The organism is Haemophilus sp. HMSC61B11, from assembly GCF_001838615.1.
Taxonomy (GTDB): Bacteria; Pseudomonadota; Gammaproteobacteria; order Enterobacterales; family Pasteurellaceae; genus Haemophilus_D; species Haemophilus_D parainfluenzae_AD.
Genome location: NZ_KV837996.1, coordinates 12,191 through 34,325 on the forward strand (window position 1 = coordinate 12,191; position 22,135 = coordinate 34,325).

Genomic DNA, 22,135 nt, shown 5'->3' on the forward strand with positions numbered 1-22,135 from the left:
TCGAATACTTAAACTATTAAATCCACTTGATCGCCATTAGTTTGCAACCAATTTTTGCGATCTTCCGCTCGTTTTTTAGCGAGTAACATATCCATTAATTCTAATGTCGCTGCGCCTTGATCTTCCTCAAGATCGTAAGTTAATTGAACTAATCGGCGAGTATTCGGATCCATGGTGGTTTCACGTAATTGTGACGGATCCATTTCACCCAAACCTTTGAATCGTTGTACGTTTAAAGTGCCTTTTTTACCTTTTAAACGTTCTAAAATAGCTTCTTTCTCATTTTCATCAAGGGCATAAAACACTTCTTTGCCTAAGTCGATACGATAGAGTGGTGGCATTGCCACATAGACATGCCCATCTTGCACTAATTTCGGAAAATGACGTAAAAAGAGGGCGCAGAGTAGGGTAGCAATATGTAAACCATCGGAGTCCGCATCGGCTAAAATACAGACTTTCCCGTAACGAAGTTGAGATAAGTCTTCATTATCAGGATCAATACCTAGTGCCACAGCAATATCATGAATTTCTGTTGAGCCAAGTACTTGATCGCTAGCGACTTCCCAAGTATTTAAGATTTTTCCGCGTAACGGTAGGATCGCTTGATATTCACGGTCTCGCGCCTGTTTGGCTGAGCCGCCTGCAGAGTCACCTTCCACTAAGAATAATTCGGTTTTTTCTAAATTTTGTGATGCGCAATCTGCCAATTTACCCGGTAGAGCAGGACCGCTCACTAATTTTTTACGCACGACTTTTTTGGCTGCATTTAAACGACGTTGTGCAGAGCTAATAGCCATTTCAGCTAAGCGATCGGCATCTTGTACGTTTTGATTCAACCATAAACTGAAGGCATCTTTTAAAACACCCGCAACAAAGACCGCACTTTGACGGGAAGATAAACGTTCTTTTGTTTGGCCAGCAAATTGAGCATCTTGCATTTTCAGTGAAAGAATATAAGCACAGCGATCCCAAATGTCGTCTGCAGTTAATTTCACGCCACGTGGTAATTTATTGCGGAATTCACAATATTCAGTCATGGCATTGAGCAAACCTTGACGAAGACCATTTACGTGTGTTCCGCCTTGTACCGTTGGAATCAAGTTTACATAGCTTTCTGCAATCAGTTCACCACCTTCCGGTAACCATAATAATGCCCAGCTTACTGCTTCGGTGGAGCCTTTAAATTCACCGACAAAAGGTTTTTCAGGCAAGGTTTCAAAACCATTCACTGCTTCGGTTAAGTAATCCGATAAACCATCTTGATAACACCACACATCTTCGGTGTTATTCACTTTATCGACAAATTTAATCTCTAAGCCTGAACAAAGCACCGCTTTCGCACGCAATAAGTGGCGTAAACGGCTGACAGAAAAATTCTTGCTATCAAAATATTTTGGATTCGGTTTGAAGTGAACGGTGGTGCCGGTTGTACGTCTTCCACAAGTCCCGATGACTTCTAATTCTTCTACTTTCACCCCATTTTCAAAGGCAATTTTATACACTTCGCCGTTACGCTTAACTTGAATATCAACGCGTTCAGAAAGGGCATTCACGACAGATATCCCCACCCCGTGTAAGCCCCCGGCGAATTCATAGTTTTTATTCGAGAATTTACCGCCAGCGTGAAGTTTGGTTAAGATTACTTCAACACCTGAAACCCCTTCAGTTGGGTGAATATCCACTGGCATTCCACGGCCATTATCAATGACTTCAAGTGATTGATCCGCGTGTAAAATCACTTCAACTTTGGTGGCAAACCCAGCAAGGGCTTCATCCACACTGTTATCGATAACTTCTTGAGCAAGGTGATTGGGACGGGTGGTGTCCGTGTACATGCCAGGACGAATTTGCACCGGTTCGAGGTCCTTCAGAACCGTAATTTCTTGAGCTGAATAATTTGTAGTCATTTTTAAAATTAAATACTTATTTATAAAAAATTAGCGTGATTTTATCAAAAAATGATGCGTTTATAAAATTAAAGATATGAAGAGAAAGGAGATATAACATGGAAGTAAAGTGCAGTTAAAGTTTGACATGCATGATAACCGCACCTAGAACAGAGAAATGATAGCTATTCCATTCCAATTAATTTATGTGTTTGTAAACTTAATAGCCATCTGGGTTTATTCGTTCTTTGATTTAATTTTCCTAATTGTGTAATCGTTTCTAATAGATTCATATTACCATGAACTTCACAAGGAGAAAGATAGTAATATTTTGCTTGAATTTTATTTTCAATCATTTCACAAAAAGGAATAATATTGTCATCAGCAACAATACGAACTTCGTGTGCAAATGAAATACAACGCTTTTCGTATTTATGCGCATATAGACGTTTTGGACTAGTGGCAATAAAATCGATTTGACTAGGAACACTACGAAGACCATTAGTTTCAATTGCTAAAAAATAACCTAAACTTTTTAATTGATTAAGTACAATTTCTAATTTAGGCACAATGGTCGGCTCACCACCCGTGATAATAATATTCTTTGCAGAAAATGACCGCACTTTATTGAGAATTTGTGACAATGACCAATGTTTAAATTGATGATAATTAGTATCACACCAAGGACAGGCAAGATTGCATTTACCAAAACGAATAAAAATGGCGGGCATACCGGTATTAAAACCTTCTCCTTGAAGGCTTTCAAAAATCTCAACAATATTATAATACGGTTCTGAAATAGGTCGTTTTTCCACCGCACTTATTCCTGATATTCACAAAATGATGTTGGCGTTTCCCATAATCGGATAGCAGAAATAGGTAATTTTTCATCATATTTTAGACGATGAAAAATAAAACGAGCCATTTCTTCAGCGGTACTACGAAAATTCACGCCAAAGGTTTTTGATTGTAATTCTTCTAGAAGTATGGCAATTTTACTTTCACGTTTACTGGTTTGATCGTAAATAAATGCATGATCCATGGGATCTAAAATGGATTTTTTCACAATAGATTTTAAATCTGAAAAGTCCATCACCATTGATTTTTTTGCGCCATGAGTAATTAAATGACCCGTTATTTCTACTTGAAGTTTATAGGTATGACCATGTAGATTTTGACATTTTCCATCATGACCATCTAATAAGTGGGCCATATCAAAACTAAATTCTTTGGATACTTTAAACATTTTTATTCTCAGCTTTGATTGACAGGTATTCTTGTAAACCTTTATGACGTAATTGACAGCTTGGACATTCACCACAGCCCCCTTCAACACCTTCATAGCAAGTGTGGCTGTGTTGACGAACATAATCTAAAGCATCTAATTCATCTGCGAGAGCCCAAGTTTGTGCTTTGGTAAGATACATTAACGGTGTTTTTAAATTGAACGGATAATCCATGGCTAAATTGAGGGTGACATTCATGGATTTAACAAAAACATCACGACAATCCGGATAGCCACTGAAATCCGTTTCACATACACCAGTGATAATATCGTGGATTTCTTGCCCTTTTGCATAAATTGCCGCATATAATAAGAAGAGTGCATTTCGTCCATCCACAAAGGTATTAGGTAATTCACCGTCTTTTTGCTCGATGTTTGTGTTTGCATCCATTAAAGCATTATGAGTGATAGATTTAATAACGGATGTATCAATCAACGTTTGTTTTACGCCGAGATCTTTCGCTATCCAACGCGCTTTTTCTAATTCAATTGCGTGGCGCTGGCCGTATTGAAAGGTGACGGCTTCGACATTTTCTACGCCATATTCAGCAATAGCTTGAATTAAACAGGTTGTGGAGTCTTGTCCACCAGAGAAGATCACAAGGGCTTTACGATTGTGATTAGGATTTGAAATATTCATAGGATACCTAGTTTTTTTATGTAGGAGGTTTGCGAACTACAAGTTAAAAATGTGGTGTTATTGTAGAAGCTAGGCATGAATTTTGCAAGAAATCAGCTAATTTAAGTAGGAAAAGTTAATAAAAGTTATGATACAATTTTGGCAAGTCAGTTTAAAAAGGTAAATATAATGAAAAAATTACTTCTTATTGTTATTGGTGCATTAGTGATTTCAGCTTGTGCAAATAAAGACGTTTATTTTAATGGTTCAGAAGGATCTCATTCAGGCATGAAATTTGATAAAGACACGCGCCATTGGGGCGTTAATCAATAATTGTTTTGATAAAAGAAAAGCCATACAGTTGTATGGCTTTTTTATTAAATCACTTCTTCTTGGCAATGTGGGCAAGTCATTAAATGCTCTTCATTATTATGCACAATATAATGGCCCATTTTTTTCGCTTTGGTATCAAGATATTTGGTGTTGTAACGATTTTCACCCACATTCAACGGTACACGTTCTACGATATTAATGCCCGCTTTTTTCATGGTTTCTACTTTTTGTGGGTTGTTTGTCATCAAGCGAACTTGCTTCACACCTAATAATTCAAACATATCGGCACACACATTAAAGTTACGTTCATCAGCTTTAAAACCTAATGCAAGGTTGGCTTCAATAGTATCCATCCCTTGATCTTGTAATGAATAAGCGCGAATTTTATTGATTAAACCAATGCCTCGGCCTTCTTCTCGGTGGTAAATCAATACGCCACGACCTTCTTCACTAATTTGACGTAATGCGGCTGCTAGTTGGAAACCACAATCGCATTTTAAACTGTGTAATGCATCGCCTGTTAGACATTCAGAATGAATGCGGGCGAGCACAGGCTCATCTTGGTTTGAAATATCACCCATCACTAACGCGACATGTTCTTTTTTTGTATCGGGAAATTCAAATCCGACCATTTTAAATATGCCATATTCAGTAGGCAAATTGGCTTGAGCAACCAGTTGGATTTTTGACATAACTTATCCTTTTTCAACTTTATTCTGCTAAAATGTGCACTTTATTTTTATTATCAAGAGGCAACAATGTTTAAAAGGCTGTCATTATATACGTTATTCCTTTGTCTTGTACCATTTTTTGTTTGGGGTTTTGCTTATCATTGGCATGGAAACAACCAATTAATGGAATGGGATTATTGGCTTTATCTTTTAACCGAAACCGGTAGTGTGCCTTATGCTTTAATTACCTGTGGTGTGTTTGCTTTACTTTTCCGTTTTCTTTTTGAAAATCGTAAACAGTGGATTATGGGCGTGATTGTAATGGGCTTGTCGGTATTATCTACACAAGTGATTAAAACGGGCTTAAAAACGGTTTTTGCTGAGCCGCGTCCTTTCACTGTCTATTTAGCGGAAAAAACAGAAAGCACTACAGATGCTTTTTATCATCAAGATCGTTCAGAGCGTGCAAAATTAGTGGATAAATTTTATTCTACACAAGCAGATACGCCAGCCTGGTTAAAAGCGCATTATGAAGATGAAACGGGTTATTCTTTTCCATCAGGGCATTCTATTTTCGCAGCGACTTGGCTTATGTTAGCCGTAGGGTTTAGCCAATTATTGGGCAATCGTTCTTTTAAAGCAGAATTGCTTATTGGAGCGATGACAATTTGGGGCGTATTAATGTTGATTAGTCGAGTGCGTTTAGGTATGCATTACCCAATTGATCTGTTGATTGCAATAATTTCAGCATGGGTTGTACATGTTGTTATTTTCAATTTTTTACAACGGAAAAATATCTTTTCTACAAAAGAGGAGTTGACTAGTTAAATCAGCAAACTATTTCCTCATTGTTGATTAACTAGTTGATAATGATTGGTAATTAAATATTTGGTCAGGAAATGTATATTAAAAGTTTATTTTTGGAATGTAATGTCAAGAAATGTAAATGTTGGTAAATTAGATGTTATTGGTGGCTAATTGATCTATAATACCCCCCGCGAATAATGATGAGTTATTTGTAATTTAACAAATTTTAGCAATATTTTTATGATTTTAATTTTATGAGGATGAATTAAATGAACAAGATTTTTAAGGTAATTTGGTGTAGTTCTAGCCAAGTATGGGTCGCTGTATCTGAATTATCAAAAGTAAAACCGGTATCTTCAGTTTCTAGCGTGAAGAAAACCTCTTCAGCAGTTTCAACGTTATTAAAAACAACCGCACTTGCGATACCATTTGCGTTATCGCCACTTGCTGCGCATGCATATGTAGCAATTGGTGGAACCGCCTCTAACAATAATGGTTCGTGGTTTTCTGAGAGTGGAGCAACAGCTACCCCTAAACAAGGAGCCGCGTTGACTTGGGCATATGATTACAAGAATCCAGGTAATAAGTCTTATGCTAATGCTAATGGAGCTAGTAACAGAGCTGATTCATATGCAGATAATGGATTAACAGCATATGGTGTTGCTATTGGTAACAAAAGTAATGCATTGGATGATGCTGGTTCATCTAATGGTATCGCAATTGGTGATTACTCAGATGCATCAGGTGGGTTAGCAACATCTATTGGTGCATTTTCTCATGCAACGAATACAGGTTCTACCGCTATTGGTACAGCTTCACGTGCAGCAGGCTTTAACTCATTAGCAATGATGCGTCAATCTGCAGCAATTGGTGATTATTCTGCTGCTATTGGTTCTGTGGCATATGCAAAAGGTTCTGCTAGTTTTGCATTTGGTGCATCCGCTACAGCAAATGGTGATCAATCTATTGCAATTGGTAATACAGCACCTAAAACATTAGATGGTTTACCAGGTTCTGGTAGTGAAGCAAGAAGAACTAGATATGATGGTGAAAATAATACACAAACAAATGGTGATCGTTCTGTTGCAATTGGTTCTGGTGCTAAAACCAATGGTGATGACTCTTTTGCTTTTGGTTCTCTTGCAAAAACTGGTGAATTTTCTCTTGGTAAAGATGCTTATATTGAAGGAAATGTAACTCGTCCAAACACACCTGCTGCGAAAGCGATTGCATTCGGTACAAGTTCATCAGCATCGGGCAATAAATCTATTGCGTTTGGTTATAATACATTAGGTGGTAGCGAGAATTCTATTGCATTTGGTGTAGAAGCTAAGGCTCATAAGAAAGATGGTATTGCATTTGGTAGTAGTGCAAATGCCAGTGAGGCTAACTCGATTGCATTTGGTGGTAATGCACAAGCTTTACATGAAAATGTAATCACTATCGGTAAAGATTCTAAAGCAACTAAAAAAGGTGCAATGACTATCGGTGAAGGCGCTCAATCTAATGCGAATAACTCATTGGCTTTAGGTAATGGCACCATTATCAATCAAGAAGATATCAAAAATAAAAATGCAAAATATACGAATGATGGCTTTGAAATTGAAAACGGTGTAGTTGCGATTGCAAATAAAGGTAAAGAGCGTCGTTTAGTAAATCTTGCTGCTGGTCGTGAAGATACTGATGCGGTAAATGTTAAACAATTATCTGAAGTAAATGATAATCTTGCGAAATCTATCGCAGGACCAAATTACAATGGTTATACCGTTGATGGTAATGGTCGATATACCTATAAAGCGCCTGATTTTGAAATTAAGAATCAAACCCTTCATAATGTAAAAGAAGCGGTTGAATTGGCACAAACAAACTATGTAAGTGTTAAATCAACAATTGATCCAAAAACTGCAGGTAGTAACTACGATAATAAAGGTGCACAAGGTGCAGGTTCTATTGCATTAGGTGAATCAACAGGAACAAACGCTGCTGCTGTAGATTCAGTTGCTATCGGCCGTAATACGAAAGTAAATGGTAAAAATACCGTTGCAATTGGTGCAAATATTACCGCTGCGACAAATGGTTCAGTGATCTTGGGTGATAGCTCAAAAGCTGATGGTTCGCATGCAACTGAAACTGTAGCAAGTAAAGAAATTGATGGCCACACTTATACTTTTGAAGGTAAAGCAAAAGATGCAGGTCGTTTTGTAAGCGTTGGTGAAAAAGGCAACGAGCGTCAAATTAAAAATGTAGCTGCAGGTCATGTAGAATCTAATTCAACAGATGCGATTAATGGTTCTCAATTATATGCCGTAGCATCACGTGTTGAACAAGGCTGGAAAATTACAGCAGCGCAAACAGGTACCGGTGAAGTAAGCGGTAATGCTGAGAAAAAAGTTGCAATGGGTGATACCGTTACATTTACAGCTGGAAATAACATTAAGATTACTCAAAATGAGAAAAACTTAACTGTTGCGACAAAAGAAAATGTCACTTTCACTAATGTCACTACTGGCAATACTTCTTTAGATGATAAAGGCTTAACTATTAAAAATGGTCCAAGCGTAACTAAAGATGGCGTTAATGCTGGCAATAAGAAAATTACTAATGTAGAAGATGGTAAAATTTCTGCAGACAGTAAAGATGCCGTAAATGGTTCACAGCTTCACGCAACTAACCAAAATGTGACTAACAATGCGAATAATATCGCAAATAATGCACAAAATATTACTAAAAATGCGCAAAATATCACCAAGAATGCAGAGAATATTGCTAAAGGTTTAAACTTTAAAGGTGATAATGCAGATGTAACAGTAAATCGTCAATTAGGCGAAACATTGAATGTCACTGGTGGTGCTGATAAAAACAATCTATCTGATAACAATATTGGTGTTATTGGTGAGAGCAATCCAAGTGCTGCTACAGGTGGTTTAGCAATTAAATTAGCAAAAGATCTTAAAGGTTTAAACAGTGTTGAAACCAAACAGATTAAACTTGGCGATAACAGTAGTAATACCACAATTAAATACGAGGGTGATCGTATTAAATATGGCGATAAAACTGTTGCTAATTTAGATGATGAAAAACATATTACTAATACTACTTATGCAGTAGGTAACGATGGTAATGTAAGTTTAACTTACACAGATGGTAAAGGTAATGTTGTTAATGGTATGACAGCAACGATTACTGGTGTGGCTAAAAATGATCTTTCTAACATCAATAATGATGGCAAAAAAGTGATTACTGGTTTAGGAACCATCGTTGAAGCCGCTGATAGTTCTGTTACTGTAACGAATACAACTGATGCTGTAGGTCGTACTACATATAAAGTAAAAGCGAATGTACCGGGAGCTGATGCATTTAATATTAAATACAAAGCAAATGGTGCAAATGAGCAAACTGTAACATTAAATAAAGGTTTAGATTTCACTGATGGTAACTTCACCACTGCATCAGTAGCTGAAAATGGTGTGGTCAAGTATGATGTGAAGACTGGTAATATCACAAATGGTGTAGATGGTAAAACTGGTGTCAATGGTAATGATGGCTTAGCAACTGTGAAAACTGTTGTTGAAGCAATCAATAACAGTGGTTGGTTAGCAAATGCAACTAAATCAACAGGTGAACTTGATGGCACATCAACCGCAACGAAAGTGAAACCGGGTGCAGTGGTAAACTTCGACGCAGGTAAAAACTTAAAAGTTAAACAAACGCTTAATGGTGATGATCATACTTATACCTATTCCTTAGATAGCAACTTAACTAACTTAGATAAAGTTGTGGTTAATAGTAAAGATGGTGTTGATGGTAAAGATGGTGTAACTATCACTGGTCCAAATGGTGCTAAAGGTGAAGATGGTAAAGTCGGAATCACTGGCAAAGATGGTAAAGACGCTGTATCTATTGCAGGTAAAGATGGCGTTGGTCACATCGGTTTAACTGGTCCTAAAGGCGCAGATGGTAGCGACGGTAAATCTGTTGATATCTCAACAAATGATGGTACACAAACTTTAGTGAACCAAGAGCCAGGTACAGATAAATCACAACGTATTGTTTACACACCGAAAGATAAAGACGGTAATCCAATTAAAGGCAAAGACGGCAAAGATATTGTTCGTGAAGTTGCAACAATGGATGATGGTTTGAAATTCGCAGGAGATGATGGTCAAACAGATGACTCTAAAGTAATTGCGAAAAAACTTAACCAAAAAGTTGATATTGTAGGTGGTGCAGATAAAACTAAATTGACAGAAAACAACATTGGCGTGAATAACAAAGATGGTAAGTTAAATGTTCAATTGTCTAAAGATATCAATTTAACTGATGCTGGTTCAATTAAGTTTGGCGATGATTTAACAATTAACAATAATGGCTTAACTATTAAAGATGGTCCAAGTATAACTAAGACTGGTATCGATGGTGGTAATAAGCAAATTAAAAATGTTGCTGAAGGCACAGAAGATAATGATGCTGTGACTGTTAAACAGTTAAAAGATTCAAAAACAGCACTTGTAAATGGTAAAAACACAACTGTAACAGGCACTGGTACAAGTGTAGATCCATATAAAGTGAATGTTGAGGGTGCATTAACTGATATTACATCAATCACAAACAAAGATGGTAACGGTAAAGTTGAATTTGCAGCTGATCAAGTTGTTAATGTCGCAGGTGATAATCCAATCAAATTGGATGCGAAAACAGGTGATATTACAAGCTTAACTAACAAAACTATTGATGGTTCTGATTTTGCGACTAAAGGACGTGCCGCAACGGAAGAACAATTAAAAGCTACAGGTGATCAAATTACCAATAATTTAACTAAAAAAGGTTTAAATTTTGGTGCACAATCGGGTGAAGTTATTCACAAAAATTTAGGTGATCAACTTGATATTGTGGGTGAAGGCACTAAAGCTGATGATCGTTATGATGCAACTAACATCAAAACCATGACTAAAGATGGCAAAGTTGTAGTTGGTCTTGCTAAAGATCTTACTGCAGACAATGTAACTGTCGGCCAAAAAGGTGAAAATGGTAAAGACGGTGTTGATGGCCAAATTGGTGTGAATGGTAAAGACGGTTCAGGTGTCGCAATTAATGGTAAAGATGGCTCAATCAGCTTGAAAGGCAAAGATGGAGAGAATGCTGTAACCATTAAGACTGCTGAAGGTCCTGCAGGTGTGAACGGTAAAGATGGTGAAACTAAACCTCGTTTAGTTGTGAATAATGAAAAAGTTGCTACCTTAAAAGATGGCTTAAAATTCAAAGGCGATAAGGGTGATTCTATTGCTAAAGAACTAAATGAAGAGCTAGAAATTTTAGGTAAATTAGATCCGAATGCTGCAGTGACAGATAAAAACTTACGTGTTGACAACGATGCTGGCAAGCTAGTTCTGAAGATGGCTAAACAGCTACAAGACTTAACTAGCGCAACATTCATTGATGAAACAACAGGCAATAAATCTGTTATCAATGGCAATGGTTTAACTGTGACACCAAAAGATGCAGATAACACTAAAACAGTTAGTGTAACTGATAAGGGCTTAAATAACGGTGGAAACCAAATCGTTAATGTTGATAGTGGCTTGAAAGACGCAACAGGAAATAAAGTTGCCTTGGAAGATGCTACTGGAAACACTTTAAATAATGCAGTTAATGTTGGTGATTTGAAAGATACTATTGGTAATATTACTAATAATGGCTTTGGTTTAACTGACGAAAATGGTAATGATGTTAAAGCTAAACTTGGTGAGACTGTAACAGTTAAAGGTGACGGTAGTGTAACCACTAAAGTTATCGAAGAAGGCGGTAAAGCGAAATTACAAGTTGGCTTAAACAAAGATGTCACCATTGGTAATGATAAAGAACCTGGTACTATCACAGTTAAAGGTGAAAATGGTAAAGATGGTATCTCTATCAACGGTAAAGATGGCACTATCGGCCTGAAAGGTGAAGATGGTAAAGACGGCATTGCCTTAAATGGTAAAGACGGTACTATCGGCATCAACGGTAAAGATGGTTCTAACGGTAAAATCACTGTTGCGCAAGGTCAAGCAGGTCTTGATGGTAACGATGGTAAAGACGGTAAAACTAAGACCCGTATCGTTTACGAAAAACCAAATGGTGATAAGGAAGAAGTGGCAACACTTAACGATGGCTTGAAATTTACAGGCAATAATGAAGTCGTTAATAGCCATAAATTAAATACGTTAGTCACTATTAAAGGTGAAGGCATTGATAAAGCTGCATCTGATGCATTTAAATCAGCATCAGGTAACGTCAATGTTAAAGCCGATGGTAAAGGTACCTTAGAAGTTCAACTTGCTAAAGACTTGAAGAATATTGATTCTATCTCAAATAAAGATGGTCAAAAAATCGAGTTTAAAGATGGTGGAACAACAATCTCTGGTGGAAATGTAAGCGTTGATGGTAACAAAATTACCGATGTCAAAGCTGGTGAAGATGACACCGATGCTGTGAATGTTAAACAGTTGAAAGACGGTATTGCTCAAGCTACAACGAAAGTAGCTGCAGGCAAAAACGTGACTGTTGAACCTAAGAAAAATGCAGATGGTAGTACAACCTATACTGTTGCAACTAAAGATGATGTTGACTTTACTTCAGTAACCACAGGTAAAACCACAATGAATGATGGTGGAATTACTATCAAAGCAGCTGAAGGTGGTAAAACTAACGTTACCTTAACCAATAAAGGTTTAGATAACGGCGGTAATAAAGTAGTAAATGTTGCAGATGGTGATATTAGTGCAACATCTAAAGATGCTGTAAACGGTTCACAATTGCACAACACTAAAGTAGAGCTTACTAATAAAGGTTTAGACTTTGGTGCGCAATCCGGTGCTGATATTCACAAAAACTTAGGTGAAAAACTTGAGATTGTGGGTGAAGGTACTAAAGCTGATGATCGTTATGATGCAACTAACATCAAAACGATGACCAAAGATGGTAAAGTCGTTATCGGTTTAGATAAAGACTTGAAATCTGATTCTGTAACAGTTGGTTCAGTTGGTAAAGATGGTAAACCAGGCGTCGATGGTAAAGTTGGCGTAAACGGTAAAGATGGTTCATCAGTCGTGATTAACGGCAAAGATGGTTCTATCGGCTTAACTGGTCCTAAAGGTGCTGATGGCAAATCTCCATCAATTACAGTAAGAACCGAAAATGGTACAACAACTGTAAATGAGAAAGATGCGGGTAAACCTGTTGAACGTATTAAATATACAGATAGCAACAATAATACTCGTGAAGTAGCAACTTTGGATGATGGCTTGAAGTTTACCGGTGACGATGGTAAAACAGTTAATCGTACTCTTGGTTCTAACTTGAATATCAAAGGTGGTGCAAAAGATGCAACCTCTAAAGATAATATCCGTATTACTAATGATGGTAAGAATGGGTTAAAAGTTCAGTTAGCTAACAATGTTACACTTGATAACAATGGTAGTGTGAATATTGGTGGAACCCGAGTTGATGATAACGGTATTACAACCAACAACGGTAAAGGACCTAGCGTAACCAATAACGGTGTTAATGCGGGTAACCAAAAAATTACTAACGTGAAAGACGGTGCAGTTAACGCGACATCAAAAGATGCAGTTAATGGTTCACAATTACATCGAGCTGTTCAAAACATTGACAATAAATTTGGTGATGTTTACGGTAAGATGAATAAGATCAATAAAGAAGCTCGTGCAGGAATTGCCGGTGCGAATGCCGCAGCTGGTTTACCACAAGTTTACTTACCGGGTAAATCAATGGTTGCAGCATCAGCAGGTACCTTCAAAGGTCAAAATGCACTAGCAATTGGTTATTCACGTTCAAGTGATAATGGTAAAGTTATCTTGAAACTTCAAGGTAATGCCAATACCCAAGGTGATGTGGGTGGTTCTGTAGGTGTTGGTTACCAATGGTAATAGCCATTTAGTAATAATATCTATTAGATAATAGTTAAAGACTGGTTTTAGAGATAAAACCAGTCTTTTTTTATTTTTCAGTGTTTATTTAAAATATGATTTTTGTCATAGATTTTCATTAAAATATCAAGGAAAATACGGTGAGAAAATTCTGTTAATTTTGACCGCTCTTTAAGGAGACAATATGTATTACGGTATTGATATCGGTGGCACAAAGATTGAATTGGCTGCTTTTAATGCAAAATTAGAAAAGCTTTATACCGAGCGCGTGCCAACGCCACAAACAGATTATCAAGATTGGTTACAGGCGATCAAAACGCTAGTAGAACGTGCTGATGCCCACTTTGGTGAAAAAGGCACAGTAGGTTTAGGCTTGCCAGGATTTGTTAATTTAACAACCGGGCTTGCTGAAGTGACGAATATTCGTGTTGCAGATAATAAGCCGATTTTAGCCGATCTTGAACGCGTTTTAGATCGTGAGGTGCGAGCAGAAAATGATGCAAATTGTTTTGCGCTCTCGGAAGCTTGTGATGAGGAAAATACTCAATATCCTTCTGTATTAGGGCTTATTTTGGGGACAGGCTTTGGTGGTGGTTTTGTAATTAATGGCAAAATTCACTCAGGACAAGTCGGGATGGCAGGGGAGTTAGGCCACCTTCAATTAAATTATCATGCCTTAAAATTATTAGGCTGGGATAAAGCGCCAATTTACCAATGTGGTTGTGGCAATCAGGCTTGTTTAGATACGTATATTTCTGGTCGTGGTTTTGAAATGTTATACCGTGATTTAAAAGGAGATGCATTATCAGCGAAAGAAATTATCGACCGTTTTTATGAAGAAGAGGAAAGTGCGGTTGATTTTGTCCGTATTTTTGTTGAATTAGCGGCGATTTCTATCGGTAACATTATCACTGCATTTGATCCTCATATGATTGTGTTAGGTGGTGGCTTATCGAATTTTGATTATCTTTATGAAGCCTTACCCAAAGCATTGCCTGCTCATTTAATGCGTAGTGCAAAAGTGCCACCAATTAAAAAAGCAAAACATGGTGATTCGGGTGGTGTTCGTGGAGCCGCTGCATTATTTTTAAACTGCAGATAGATTTAATTTAAAAATGCAGTAAAAATTTAAATAAATTTTATTTTATAAGACAAGAATCCAGTTTTTCTTTAAGAAAACTGGATTTTTTCTTTTGTTTCTCTACAATCAGAACATTGATTTTTTAGTGAGGTTTTTATGCTGACAGAATTAGGGAACTGGATTGAACAAGGATTAACATGGGTTATCGAACATCTTGATGAGCCATTGTGGAATATAACCATTGTTATTTTATTAGGTGTAGGTCTATTTTTTACGATTACGACAGGCTTAGTACAGCTACGTCTTTTCCCAGCAAGTATACGCGAAATGTGGTTTGGGCGTGCGGCAGAAAGTAATTCTTTAACGCCATTCCAAGCTTTTGCAACTGGGCTAGCAAGTCGAGTTGGCGTGGGTAATATCAGTGGTGTAGCAACAGCCATTGCACTTGGTGGTGAAGGTGCGGTGTTCTGGATGTGGGTAACGGCATTTATTGGGATGTCGAGTGCTTTTGCAGAATCGACTTTAGCACAGGTATTCAAAATTCAAGATAAAGATGGCTCTTTTCGTGGTGGCCCAGCCTACTATATTACACAAGGTTTAAAATCTCGATGCTTAGCGGTAGCGTTTGCCCTATCACTGATTTTCACCTTTGGTTTTGCATTTAATTCAGTACAAGCAAACTCAATTGTGGAAGCAACGAAAAATGCTTGGAATTGGCAAGGTGAATATGTTGGTCTTGTTTTAGTGATATTGACCGCCGCCATTATTTTCGGTGGCGTAAAACGTATTGCGACCATTTCTAGTAGCGTAGTGCCGATGATGGCACTCTTTTATTTAATCATGTCGGTAATTATTTTAGGTATGCATATTGATATAATCCCGACTGTAATTACCAATATTTATAAAAGTGCCTTTACTTTTCAATCTGCCGCTGGTGGGATGTTTGGTGCTTTGGTCTCTAAAGCTATGATGATGGGGATTAAACGAGGATTATTCTCTAATGAAGCAGGGATGGGCTCAGCACCAAATGCGGCCGCTGCGGCTCACGTAAAACACCCTGTTAGCCAAGGTTTAGTGCAAATGCTCGGTGTGTTTGTGGATACCATGATTGTCTGTACTTGTACAGCGGTGATTATCCTGCTTTCTGATAACTATGGTAGCGAAACGTTAAAAAGCATTTCTTTAACGCAAAATGCATTACGTTATCATGTCGGCGAATTTGGTGTGCATTTTCTGGCTTTTATTTTATTACTTTTTGCTTATTCTTCTATTATTGGTAACTATGCTTATGCAGAAAGTAATATTCGTTTTATTAAAAATAAGCCGTGGTTTGTATGGGCATTCCGTTTATCGGTATTATTCTTCGTTTATTTCGGTTCGGTAAAATCAGGTAATGTGGTCTGGAATTTTGCGGACACTGTGATGGCTGTGATGGCAATTATTAACCTAGTCGCGATAGTTTTACTTTCCCCGATTGTGTGGACGCTAATGAAAGATTATCAGCGTCAATTAAAAGAGGGGAAAGAGCCTGAATTTAAAATTGACCTTTATCCAGAAATTAAGAAGCGAGTATTAGAGCATCGAATTTGGAAATAAGTGTTCAATGAAATATGAAAGGCGGGGAATTCCCGCCTTTATTTTTAGATTTAAAATCTGCCTATAAAATTGACCGCACTTATAACAATCCACCTTGACCTAATGCTGGGTCAGTTTCACGTGCTTTTAATGCATCTTCAACGGTTAAGCCCAATGCTTTTGCAACACCATCGCCATATGCTGGCTCACACCAGTAGCAGTTACGGATATGACGGTATTTGATGAACTCAGGTGCATCACCCATTGCAGCCGCAGTATTGTTGAACAATGCTTGTTTTTGCTCTGGATTCATTAAGTTAAATAATGCACGCGGTTGGCTGAAGTAGTCGTTATCATCGTTCCGATAATCCCAGTGTGCTGCATCACCATTAATGCGAAGTGGTGGTTCAGCAAAGTCTGGTTGTTGTTGCCATTGGCTGAAGCTGTTTGGCTCGTAGTGCGGTAGGCTGCCATAGTTACCATCTACACGACCTTGTCCATCACGTTGGTTGCTATGAACAGGGCAACGTGGACGGTTTACTGGAATTTGACGATAGTTCACACCTAAACGATAACGTTGCGCATCTGCATAGTTGAATAAACGAGCTTGTAACATTTTATCTGGGCTTGCACCGATACCTGGAACTAAATTGCTTGGTGCAAATGCAGATTGCTCTACGTCAGCAAAGAAGTTTTCAGGATTACGGTTAAGCTCAAACTCTCCTGCCTCAATTAACGGATAATCTTTTTTCGGCCACACTTTAGTTAAATCGAATGGATGATAAGGTACTTTTTCTGCATCCGCTTCAGGCATAATTTGTACATATAATGTCCATTTAGGAAAATCGCCACGTTCAATTGCTTCATATAAATCACGTTGGTGGCTTTCACGATCATTTGCAATGACAGCTGCTGCTTCTGCATCTGTTAAGTTTTTAATACCTTGTTGGGTGCGGAAGTGGAATTTTACCCAGAAACGCTCACCTGCTTCATTCCAAAAACTGTAAGTGTGTGAACCAAATCCATGCATATGGCGATAGCTTGCTGGAATACCACGATCACTCATAACAATGGTTACTTGGTGCAATGCTTCAGGTAATAATGTCCAAAAATCCCAGTTGTTAGTGGCTGAACGCATATTGGTACGTGGATCGCGTTTTACTGCTTTGTTTAAATCTGGGAATTTACGAGGATCACGTAAGAAGAATACCGGTGTGTTGTTACCCACTAAGTCCCAGTTACCTTCCTCAGTATAAAATTTTAATGCGAAACCACGAATATCACGTTCAGCATCAGCTGCACCACGTTCACCCGCAACAGTGGTAAAGCGTGCGAACATTTCTGTTTTCTTGCCTACTTCGCTGAAAATTTTTGCACGAGTATATTTAGTAATGTCGTGTGTGACAGTAAAGGTACCAAATGCACCGGAGCCTTTAGCGTGCATACGACGCTCAGGAATAACCTCACGTACGAAATCAGCTAATTTTTCATTAAGCCATAAATCTTGAGAAAGTAATGGACCTCGAGGACCGGCAGTCAAACTGTTTTGGTTATCAGCTACCGGTGCGCCATTGCCCATAGTCAAGTTTGTAGTAGATAAATGCGAAAAAGGGCATTTTGAACTCATAGTTAACTCCTTGTATGAATAAATAGAGGGATAAATTTCGTAAATATCATACAAAAAGGTTTTGACGATTAAAATCTATTAAATTAATCAAGGTAATCTATTGGTGTGGGATTGATTTGAGTTTTGTGTAAAATTTAATGAAAGACTGTTGTATTCACTTTAAATTACACAAAAATACTATTCTAAATGAAACAATTGCTCCCATGCATACCTAATAATTATTTTATTAGCTATGAACAAAATTTTTAGTATTTAGCTGCTTGAATTAGAATGTCGATAAGTCAGAAAATAGTAAGAGAGGGCTGAAATAAACACGCAAGCTGTCATTGTATAGAGCATTGGTGCAGCTGTTTCCATTTTAAAGCTTGCTACTAGAGAACCCATCACCGCGCCAACACCAAAACGAACACTTCCCATTAATGAGTTTGCGGTACCCGCCATCGTTGGGAATTTTTCGAGAATAGAGGCTGTGGCATTGGACGATATGAGCGGGTTTTGTCCGACAAAAAAGGCTACGCCAATAGCCATTGACCAAAAACCGAAATCCAAAAGTGCGGTTAAAAATAACCAAATTCCAGAAATAAATTGTACCGCAATACCAATTTGTAACATGGTTTCCGCACCTAACTTCAGCACAAACTTCCCATTTAAATAAGACGTGGCTGTCATAATAGCGATATTAATCATAAAGAAATAGCCGAATTGATCGACTGGAATACCATAAATACCGATATAGACAATCGATCCCGCAGTGACGAAAGCAAATAAACCACCAAAACCAAAAGAGGCGGCCGCCATATAACCTAATACTTCTTTTTGTTTTGAAAGCATCATGAAGTTACGGGCAATGATATTTAGGCGAAGTGGAATACGATTTTCTTGTTTATGGGTTTCAGGAATAATGAAAAAGACGAGCAATGCTGCAAGAAATCCCATCGCACCGATCACATAAAAGATCATGTGCCAATGGAAAAATTTCACAATATATCCGCCAATTACTGGTGCAACAAGCGGTGCAATCATAAAGACAAGTGTAATGGTGGACATGACTCGAGAAAGCTGATCCTTGCTAAATAAATCCCGTAATAATGCCCCTGAAAGCACAACGGGTGCAGCACCAAAGAAACCTTGAATGAAACGCAGTGCAGTGAAGCTACCAATAGAATGAATGCCGGTTAAAATAATAGCGGTGATAGCACCAATAATGACACCTAATAAAATAATCGGTTTGCGACCAAAACTATCGCCAAAGGGCCCCCAGAATAATTGTCCTGCCGCCATGCCGTAAGCAAAGAATGTCAGCGTGTACTGAACTTGCTCGGAGTTGATATTTAAGTCTTCAGCAATATTTAAAAAGGACGGAATATACATATCCACGCCCAAAGGCGGTAGCATCGAGAGGATGCCGAGCGTGGCGATAAAAATAAAGGTAGGTTTAATATTTTGGCTCATATTATTTCACTAAATTGTCGATTTCTTCCTGAGTGAGTGGACGAAATTCGCCTTCTTCTAAGCTTTCATCTAATTCAACGTTGCCAATTCTCCAACGATGTAGCCCAACGACTTTATTACCCAGTGCGGCAAACATTCGTTTCACCTGATGATAGCGCCCTTCAGAGATAGTCAGATTCACGTTGTAATCATCTAATACCTCTAATTTGGCTGGTTTAGTCGGTTCTTTTTCGCCACGTAACAGAATGCCTTCTTCACAGGCTGAAGCATAATGGTTTTCAACCGGATCGGCTAAGGTCACTAAATAGGTTTTTTCGCATTGATGCTTTGGTGAAGTAATACGATGTGACCATTGACCATCATCCGTTAATAGCACGAGTCCTGTGGTATCCACATCTAACCGTCCAGCACTATGTAATTTGCTAGAAAGAGGCGGTTCAAAGAATTGATAAATAGTAGGATAGTCGTCATCATCATGAGAGCAAACATAGCCCTGAGGCTTATGCAACATAAAATATTGGCCTTCTTCTACCCAAGGCAACAATTCATCTTCAAAATAAATCTCATCTTCTTGGCTAACTTTGGTCGCCCCATTTTTCACAATTTCATCATTAATTTTGACCGCACTTTGGCGAATGGCCTTGGTGGCTTGTGAACGGGTTAAGCCTGTATTCTCGGCAATAAATTTATCTAGTCGCATCGTAAACTCTTATTTTTGATTGAACCAGCTGACGTAATCAAACTGATCGTAATATTTTTCACCATTCCAACCGGAAAAAGTAAATAAATCGCCCACTTCGCCTTCGTTTTCAAAGCCTTTAATGTAGAAAGCGGATTTTAATTCGGGATATGGCTTATGGGTAAAGACGACTTTGTTTGGATAAGGCAAGTTATCGAAGGCTTGCAAATCCTCATATTTTGCACCTTTTCCACCATCTTTATCTGTCATCATTATAAATAAGTTATCGAAATCTAAACGCTGTGAGCGCGCATCCCATTTTTCCTGAGCTTCTTGTTCGGAGTGGTAGTGCATAAAGTGCACTTTAAGATCACCTAATAGGCCAACTGGATACGGTTTTTCTGTTTGTATAAATTGAAGCGGTTGTGCTTGATAGAATGTGATATTTTGTAGATATCGAACAAAATCGCTTGGGTCTAAATAAAGGTTAACAAACGGAGAATTAAAAGGCTGATTGAGGTCGTGCAAAATAAATGCACCGACACAGTTTGCAGAAATTACTGACATGCCTTGGTTGGTTAACCGTTGTTGGAAGGTTTTGTTAATCGCTTTCCGTTGTAATTTATTGATGGCACTTCTAAATTTAGAAAACAAACTCATTATTTACATCCTGCATGTTTTTTGCGACATAGTAACGTTTTTGGTTCGAAATGTGAAGAAAAGACAAAAAGTGCGGTCGATTTCACTCATATTTTTGTAATAAATTTGTAAAATTTTTGCGGTATGTCACAAAATTCTCTTAAAAAGAGAGTATAATGGCGCAAATTTTATTTAACCTAAGTGAAAATGGAGTATATTTATATGAGCGAACAATTGCGCCAAGCTGCATTAGATTTTCATGAATTCCCAATTCCAGGAAAAATTGCTGTCACCCCAACCAAATCGTTAGAAACCCAACATGATTTAGCCCTTGCTTATTCTCCAGGTGTTGCAGAGCCTTGTCTCGAAATTGAAAAAGATCCTTCAGCTGCAAGCCGTTATACTGCACGTGCTAATTTAGTGGCTGTGATTTCAAATGGTACTGCTGTATTAGGTTTAGGAAATATTGGGGCACTTGCCTCCAAACCTGTTATGGAAGGGAAAGGGGTATTGTTCAAAAAATTTGCCGGTATCAATGTATTCGACATTGAAATCAATGAACATGATCCAGATAAATTAATCGATATTATCGCTTCATTAGAACCTACTTTTGGTGGGATTAACCTTGAAGATATCAAAGCACCGGAATGTTTCCACATTGAAAAAGCATTGCGTGAACGAATGGGAATTCCGGTATTCCATGATGACCAACATGGTACTGCCATTATCGTCGGTGCAGCAGCATTAAACGGTTTAGAAATTATTGGTAAAAATATTGCAGATGTTCGCTTAGTAGTAAATGGCGCAGGTGCTTCAGCTATTGCTTGTACTAACTTGCTTCGTGCATTAGGTTTCAAAAAAGAAAATATCACCATGTGTGACTCTAAAGGTGTGATTTTCAAAGGCCGTGGCGATAACATGGATGAAACTAAACAATTTTATGCCATTGAAGATAATGGTTGGCGCACATTAGCTGATGCCGTTAAGGGAGCCGATGTGTTCTTAGGTTGTTCTAAAGCGGGTGCGTTAAAACCTGAAATGGTGAAAACCATGGCGGAGAATCCATTAATTCTTGCATTGGCTAACCCAGTACCTGAAATTACGCCTGATGAAGCGAAAGCAGTACGTCCAGATGCGATTGTTTGTACTGGTCGTTCAGACTTTCCAAACCAAGTTAATAACGTGCTTTGTTTCCCATTCTTATTCCGTGGTGCACTAGATGTAGGTGCAACAGCGATTAATGAAGAAATGAAATTAGCGGCTTCTCATGCCATTGCGAGTCTTGCGAAAGAACCGGTTCCATTAGAAATTATTGCTAATTATGGTGCGTTATCATTTGGGCCGGATTATGTAATTCCGACTCCGTTCGATCCTCGTTTATTATTTACAGTGTCTTCTGCTGTAGCGAAAAAAGCAATGGAAACAGGTGTGGCAACCCGTCCAATTACCGATTGGGCAGCTTATGAAAAACAATTAAAAGCATTAGTTGCAGCTTAATCCTTCTCTTTCAAAGTGCGGTCAAAAATGATGATGTTTTTAACCGCACTTTGTGT

General features: G+C 38.1%; 15 protein-coding genes and 1 riboswitch. Of the genes, 6 read left to right on the forward strand and 9 right to left on the reverse strand.

The window, feature by feature from the left end:
• Nucleotides 1–8: 8 nt before the first annotated feature.
• From parE to queC, 4 genes are all read right to left on the reverse strand, one after another.
• Nucleotides 9–1,907, reverse strand: coding sequence for a DNA topoisomerase IV subunit B (parE, locus tag HMPREF3263_RS08030; protein ID WP_005696352.1), 1,899 nt, complete (start codon nt 1,905–1,907; stop codon nt 9–11).
• 164 nt (nt 1,908–2,071) lie between these two features.
• Nucleotides 2,072–2,701 carry a 7-carboxy-7-deazaguanine synthase QueE gene (locus HMPREF3263_RS08035; protein ID WP_049380355.1) on the reverse strand — a complete coding sequence of 210 codons (630 nt, stop codon included), beginning with the start codon at nt 2,699–2,701 and terminating at the stop codon, nt 2,072–2,074.
• 5 nt (nt 2,702–2,706) lie between these two features.
• Nucleotides 2,707–3,132, reverse strand: coding sequence for a 6-carboxytetrahydropterin synthase QueD (gene queD / locus HMPREF3263_RS08040; protein ID WP_049357348.1), 426 nt, complete (start codon nt 3,130–3,132; stop codon nt 2,707–2,709).
• Nucleotides 3,125–3,811, reverse strand: a complete 687-nt coding sequence (gene queC, locus HMPREF3263_RS08045; protein ID WP_070853181.1) for a 7-cyano-7-deazaguanine synthase QueC — start codon at nt 3,809–3,811, stop codon at nt 3,125–3,127. Before queC ends, queD begins: the two co-directional genes overlap by 8 nt.
• A gap of 1 nt (nt 3,812) precedes the next feature.
• Nucleotides 3,813–3,857, reverse strand: a riboswitch (PreQ1 riboswitch).
• A 122-nt stretch (nt 3,858–3,979) separates the two neighbouring features.
• Between queC and HMPREF3263_RS08050 the strand changes: the two genes are divergently transcribed.
• Nucleotides 3,980–4,123 (forward strand): hypothetical protein, encoded by a 144-nt coding sequence (locus HMPREF3263_RS08050; protein ID WP_032822400.1) that lies wholly within the window; start codon nt 3,980–3,982, stop codon nt 4,121–4,123.
• Between the two features lie 44 nt (nt 4,124–4,167).
• Here the strand turns inward: HMPREF3263_RS08050 and ribA are convergent, their stop codons facing one another.
• The gene (ribA, locus tag HMPREF3263_RS08055; RefSeq protein ID WP_070853182.1) at nt 4,168–4,815 is read right to left on the reverse strand and encodes a GTP cyclohydrolase II; all 648 of its coding nucleotides are present in this window, start codon (nt 4,813–4,815) and stop codon (nt 4,168–4,170) included.
• 66 nt (nt 4,816–4,881) lie between these two features.
• Here ribA and HMPREF3263_RS08060 point away from each other — a divergent pair, with 66 nt between their 5' ends.
• From HMPREF3263_RS08060 to HMPREF3263_RS08075, 4 genes are all read left to right on the forward strand, one after another.
• On the forward strand, nt 4,882–5,622 hold the full coding sequence (locus tag HMPREF3263_RS08060; protein WP_005696346.1) for a phosphatase PAP2 family protein: 741 nt from the start codon (nt 4,882–4,884) through the stop codon (nt 5,620–5,622).
• Between the two features lie 248 nt (nt 5,623–5,870).
• Entirely contained in the window at nt 5,871–13,529 is a 7,659-nt protein-coding gene (locus HMPREF3263_RS08065; protein WP_083327601.1) for a YadA-like family protein, read from the forward strand.
• 184 nt (nt 13,530–13,713) lie between these two features.
• Nucleotides 13,714–14,631, forward strand: a complete 918-nt coding sequence (gene nagK / locus HMPREF3263_RS08070) for an N-acetylglucosamine kinase (RefSeq protein WP_049370490.1) — start codon at nt 13,714–13,716, stop codon at nt 14,629–14,631.
• 135 nt (nt 14,632–14,766) lie between these two features.
• Nucleotides 14,767–16,206: an alanine/glycine:cation symporter family protein gene (locus tag HMPREF3263_RS08075; protein ID WP_070853183.1), complete on the forward strand. Its 1,440-nt coding sequence runs from the start codon at nt 14,767–14,769 to the stop codon at nt 16,204–16,206.
• Between the two features lie 79 nt (nt 16,207–16,285).
• Here HMPREF3263_RS08075 and HMPREF3263_RS08080 read toward each other — a convergent pair whose 3' ends face one another.
• The 4 genes from HMPREF3263_RS08080 to HMPREF3263_RS08095 form a co-directional block, all read right to left on the reverse strand.
• On the reverse strand, nt 16,286–17,812 hold the full coding sequence (locus tag HMPREF3263_RS08080; RefSeq protein WP_049380332.1) for a catalase: 1,527 nt from the start codon (nt 17,810–17,812) through the stop codon (nt 16,286–16,288).
• 252 nt (nt 17,813–18,064) lie between these two features.
• A complete protein-coding gene (locus HMPREF3263_RS08085; protein WP_005697286.1) occupies nt 18,065–19,264 on the reverse strand; it encodes a Bcr/CflA family multidrug efflux MFS transporter in 1,200 nt (399 codons plus the stop codon).
• Between the two features lies 1 nt (nt 19,265).
• A complete protein-coding gene (rsuA, locus tag HMPREF3263_RS08090; protein ID WP_049370486.1) occupies nt 19,266–19,964 on the reverse strand; it encodes a 16S rRNA pseudouridine(516) synthase RsuA in 699 nt (232 codons plus the stop codon).
• A gap of 9 nt (nt 19,965–19,973) precedes the next feature.
• Nucleotides 19,974–20,603: a DUF1919 domain-containing protein gene (locus HMPREF3263_RS08095; protein ID WP_005696338.1), complete on the reverse strand. Its 630-nt coding sequence runs from the start codon at nt 20,601–20,603 to the stop codon at nt 19,974–19,976.
• Nucleotides 20,604–20,804: 201 nt separating this feature from the next.
• Between HMPREF3263_RS08095 and HMPREF3263_RS08100 the strand changes: the two genes are divergently transcribed.
• Nucleotides 20,805–22,079: a malic enzyme gene (locus tag HMPREF3263_RS08100; protein ID WP_005697259.1), complete on the forward strand. Its 1,275-nt coding sequence runs from the start codon at nt 20,805–20,807 to the stop codon at nt 22,077–22,079.
• The last annotated feature ends 56 nt before the right edge of the window (nt 22,080–22,135 follow it).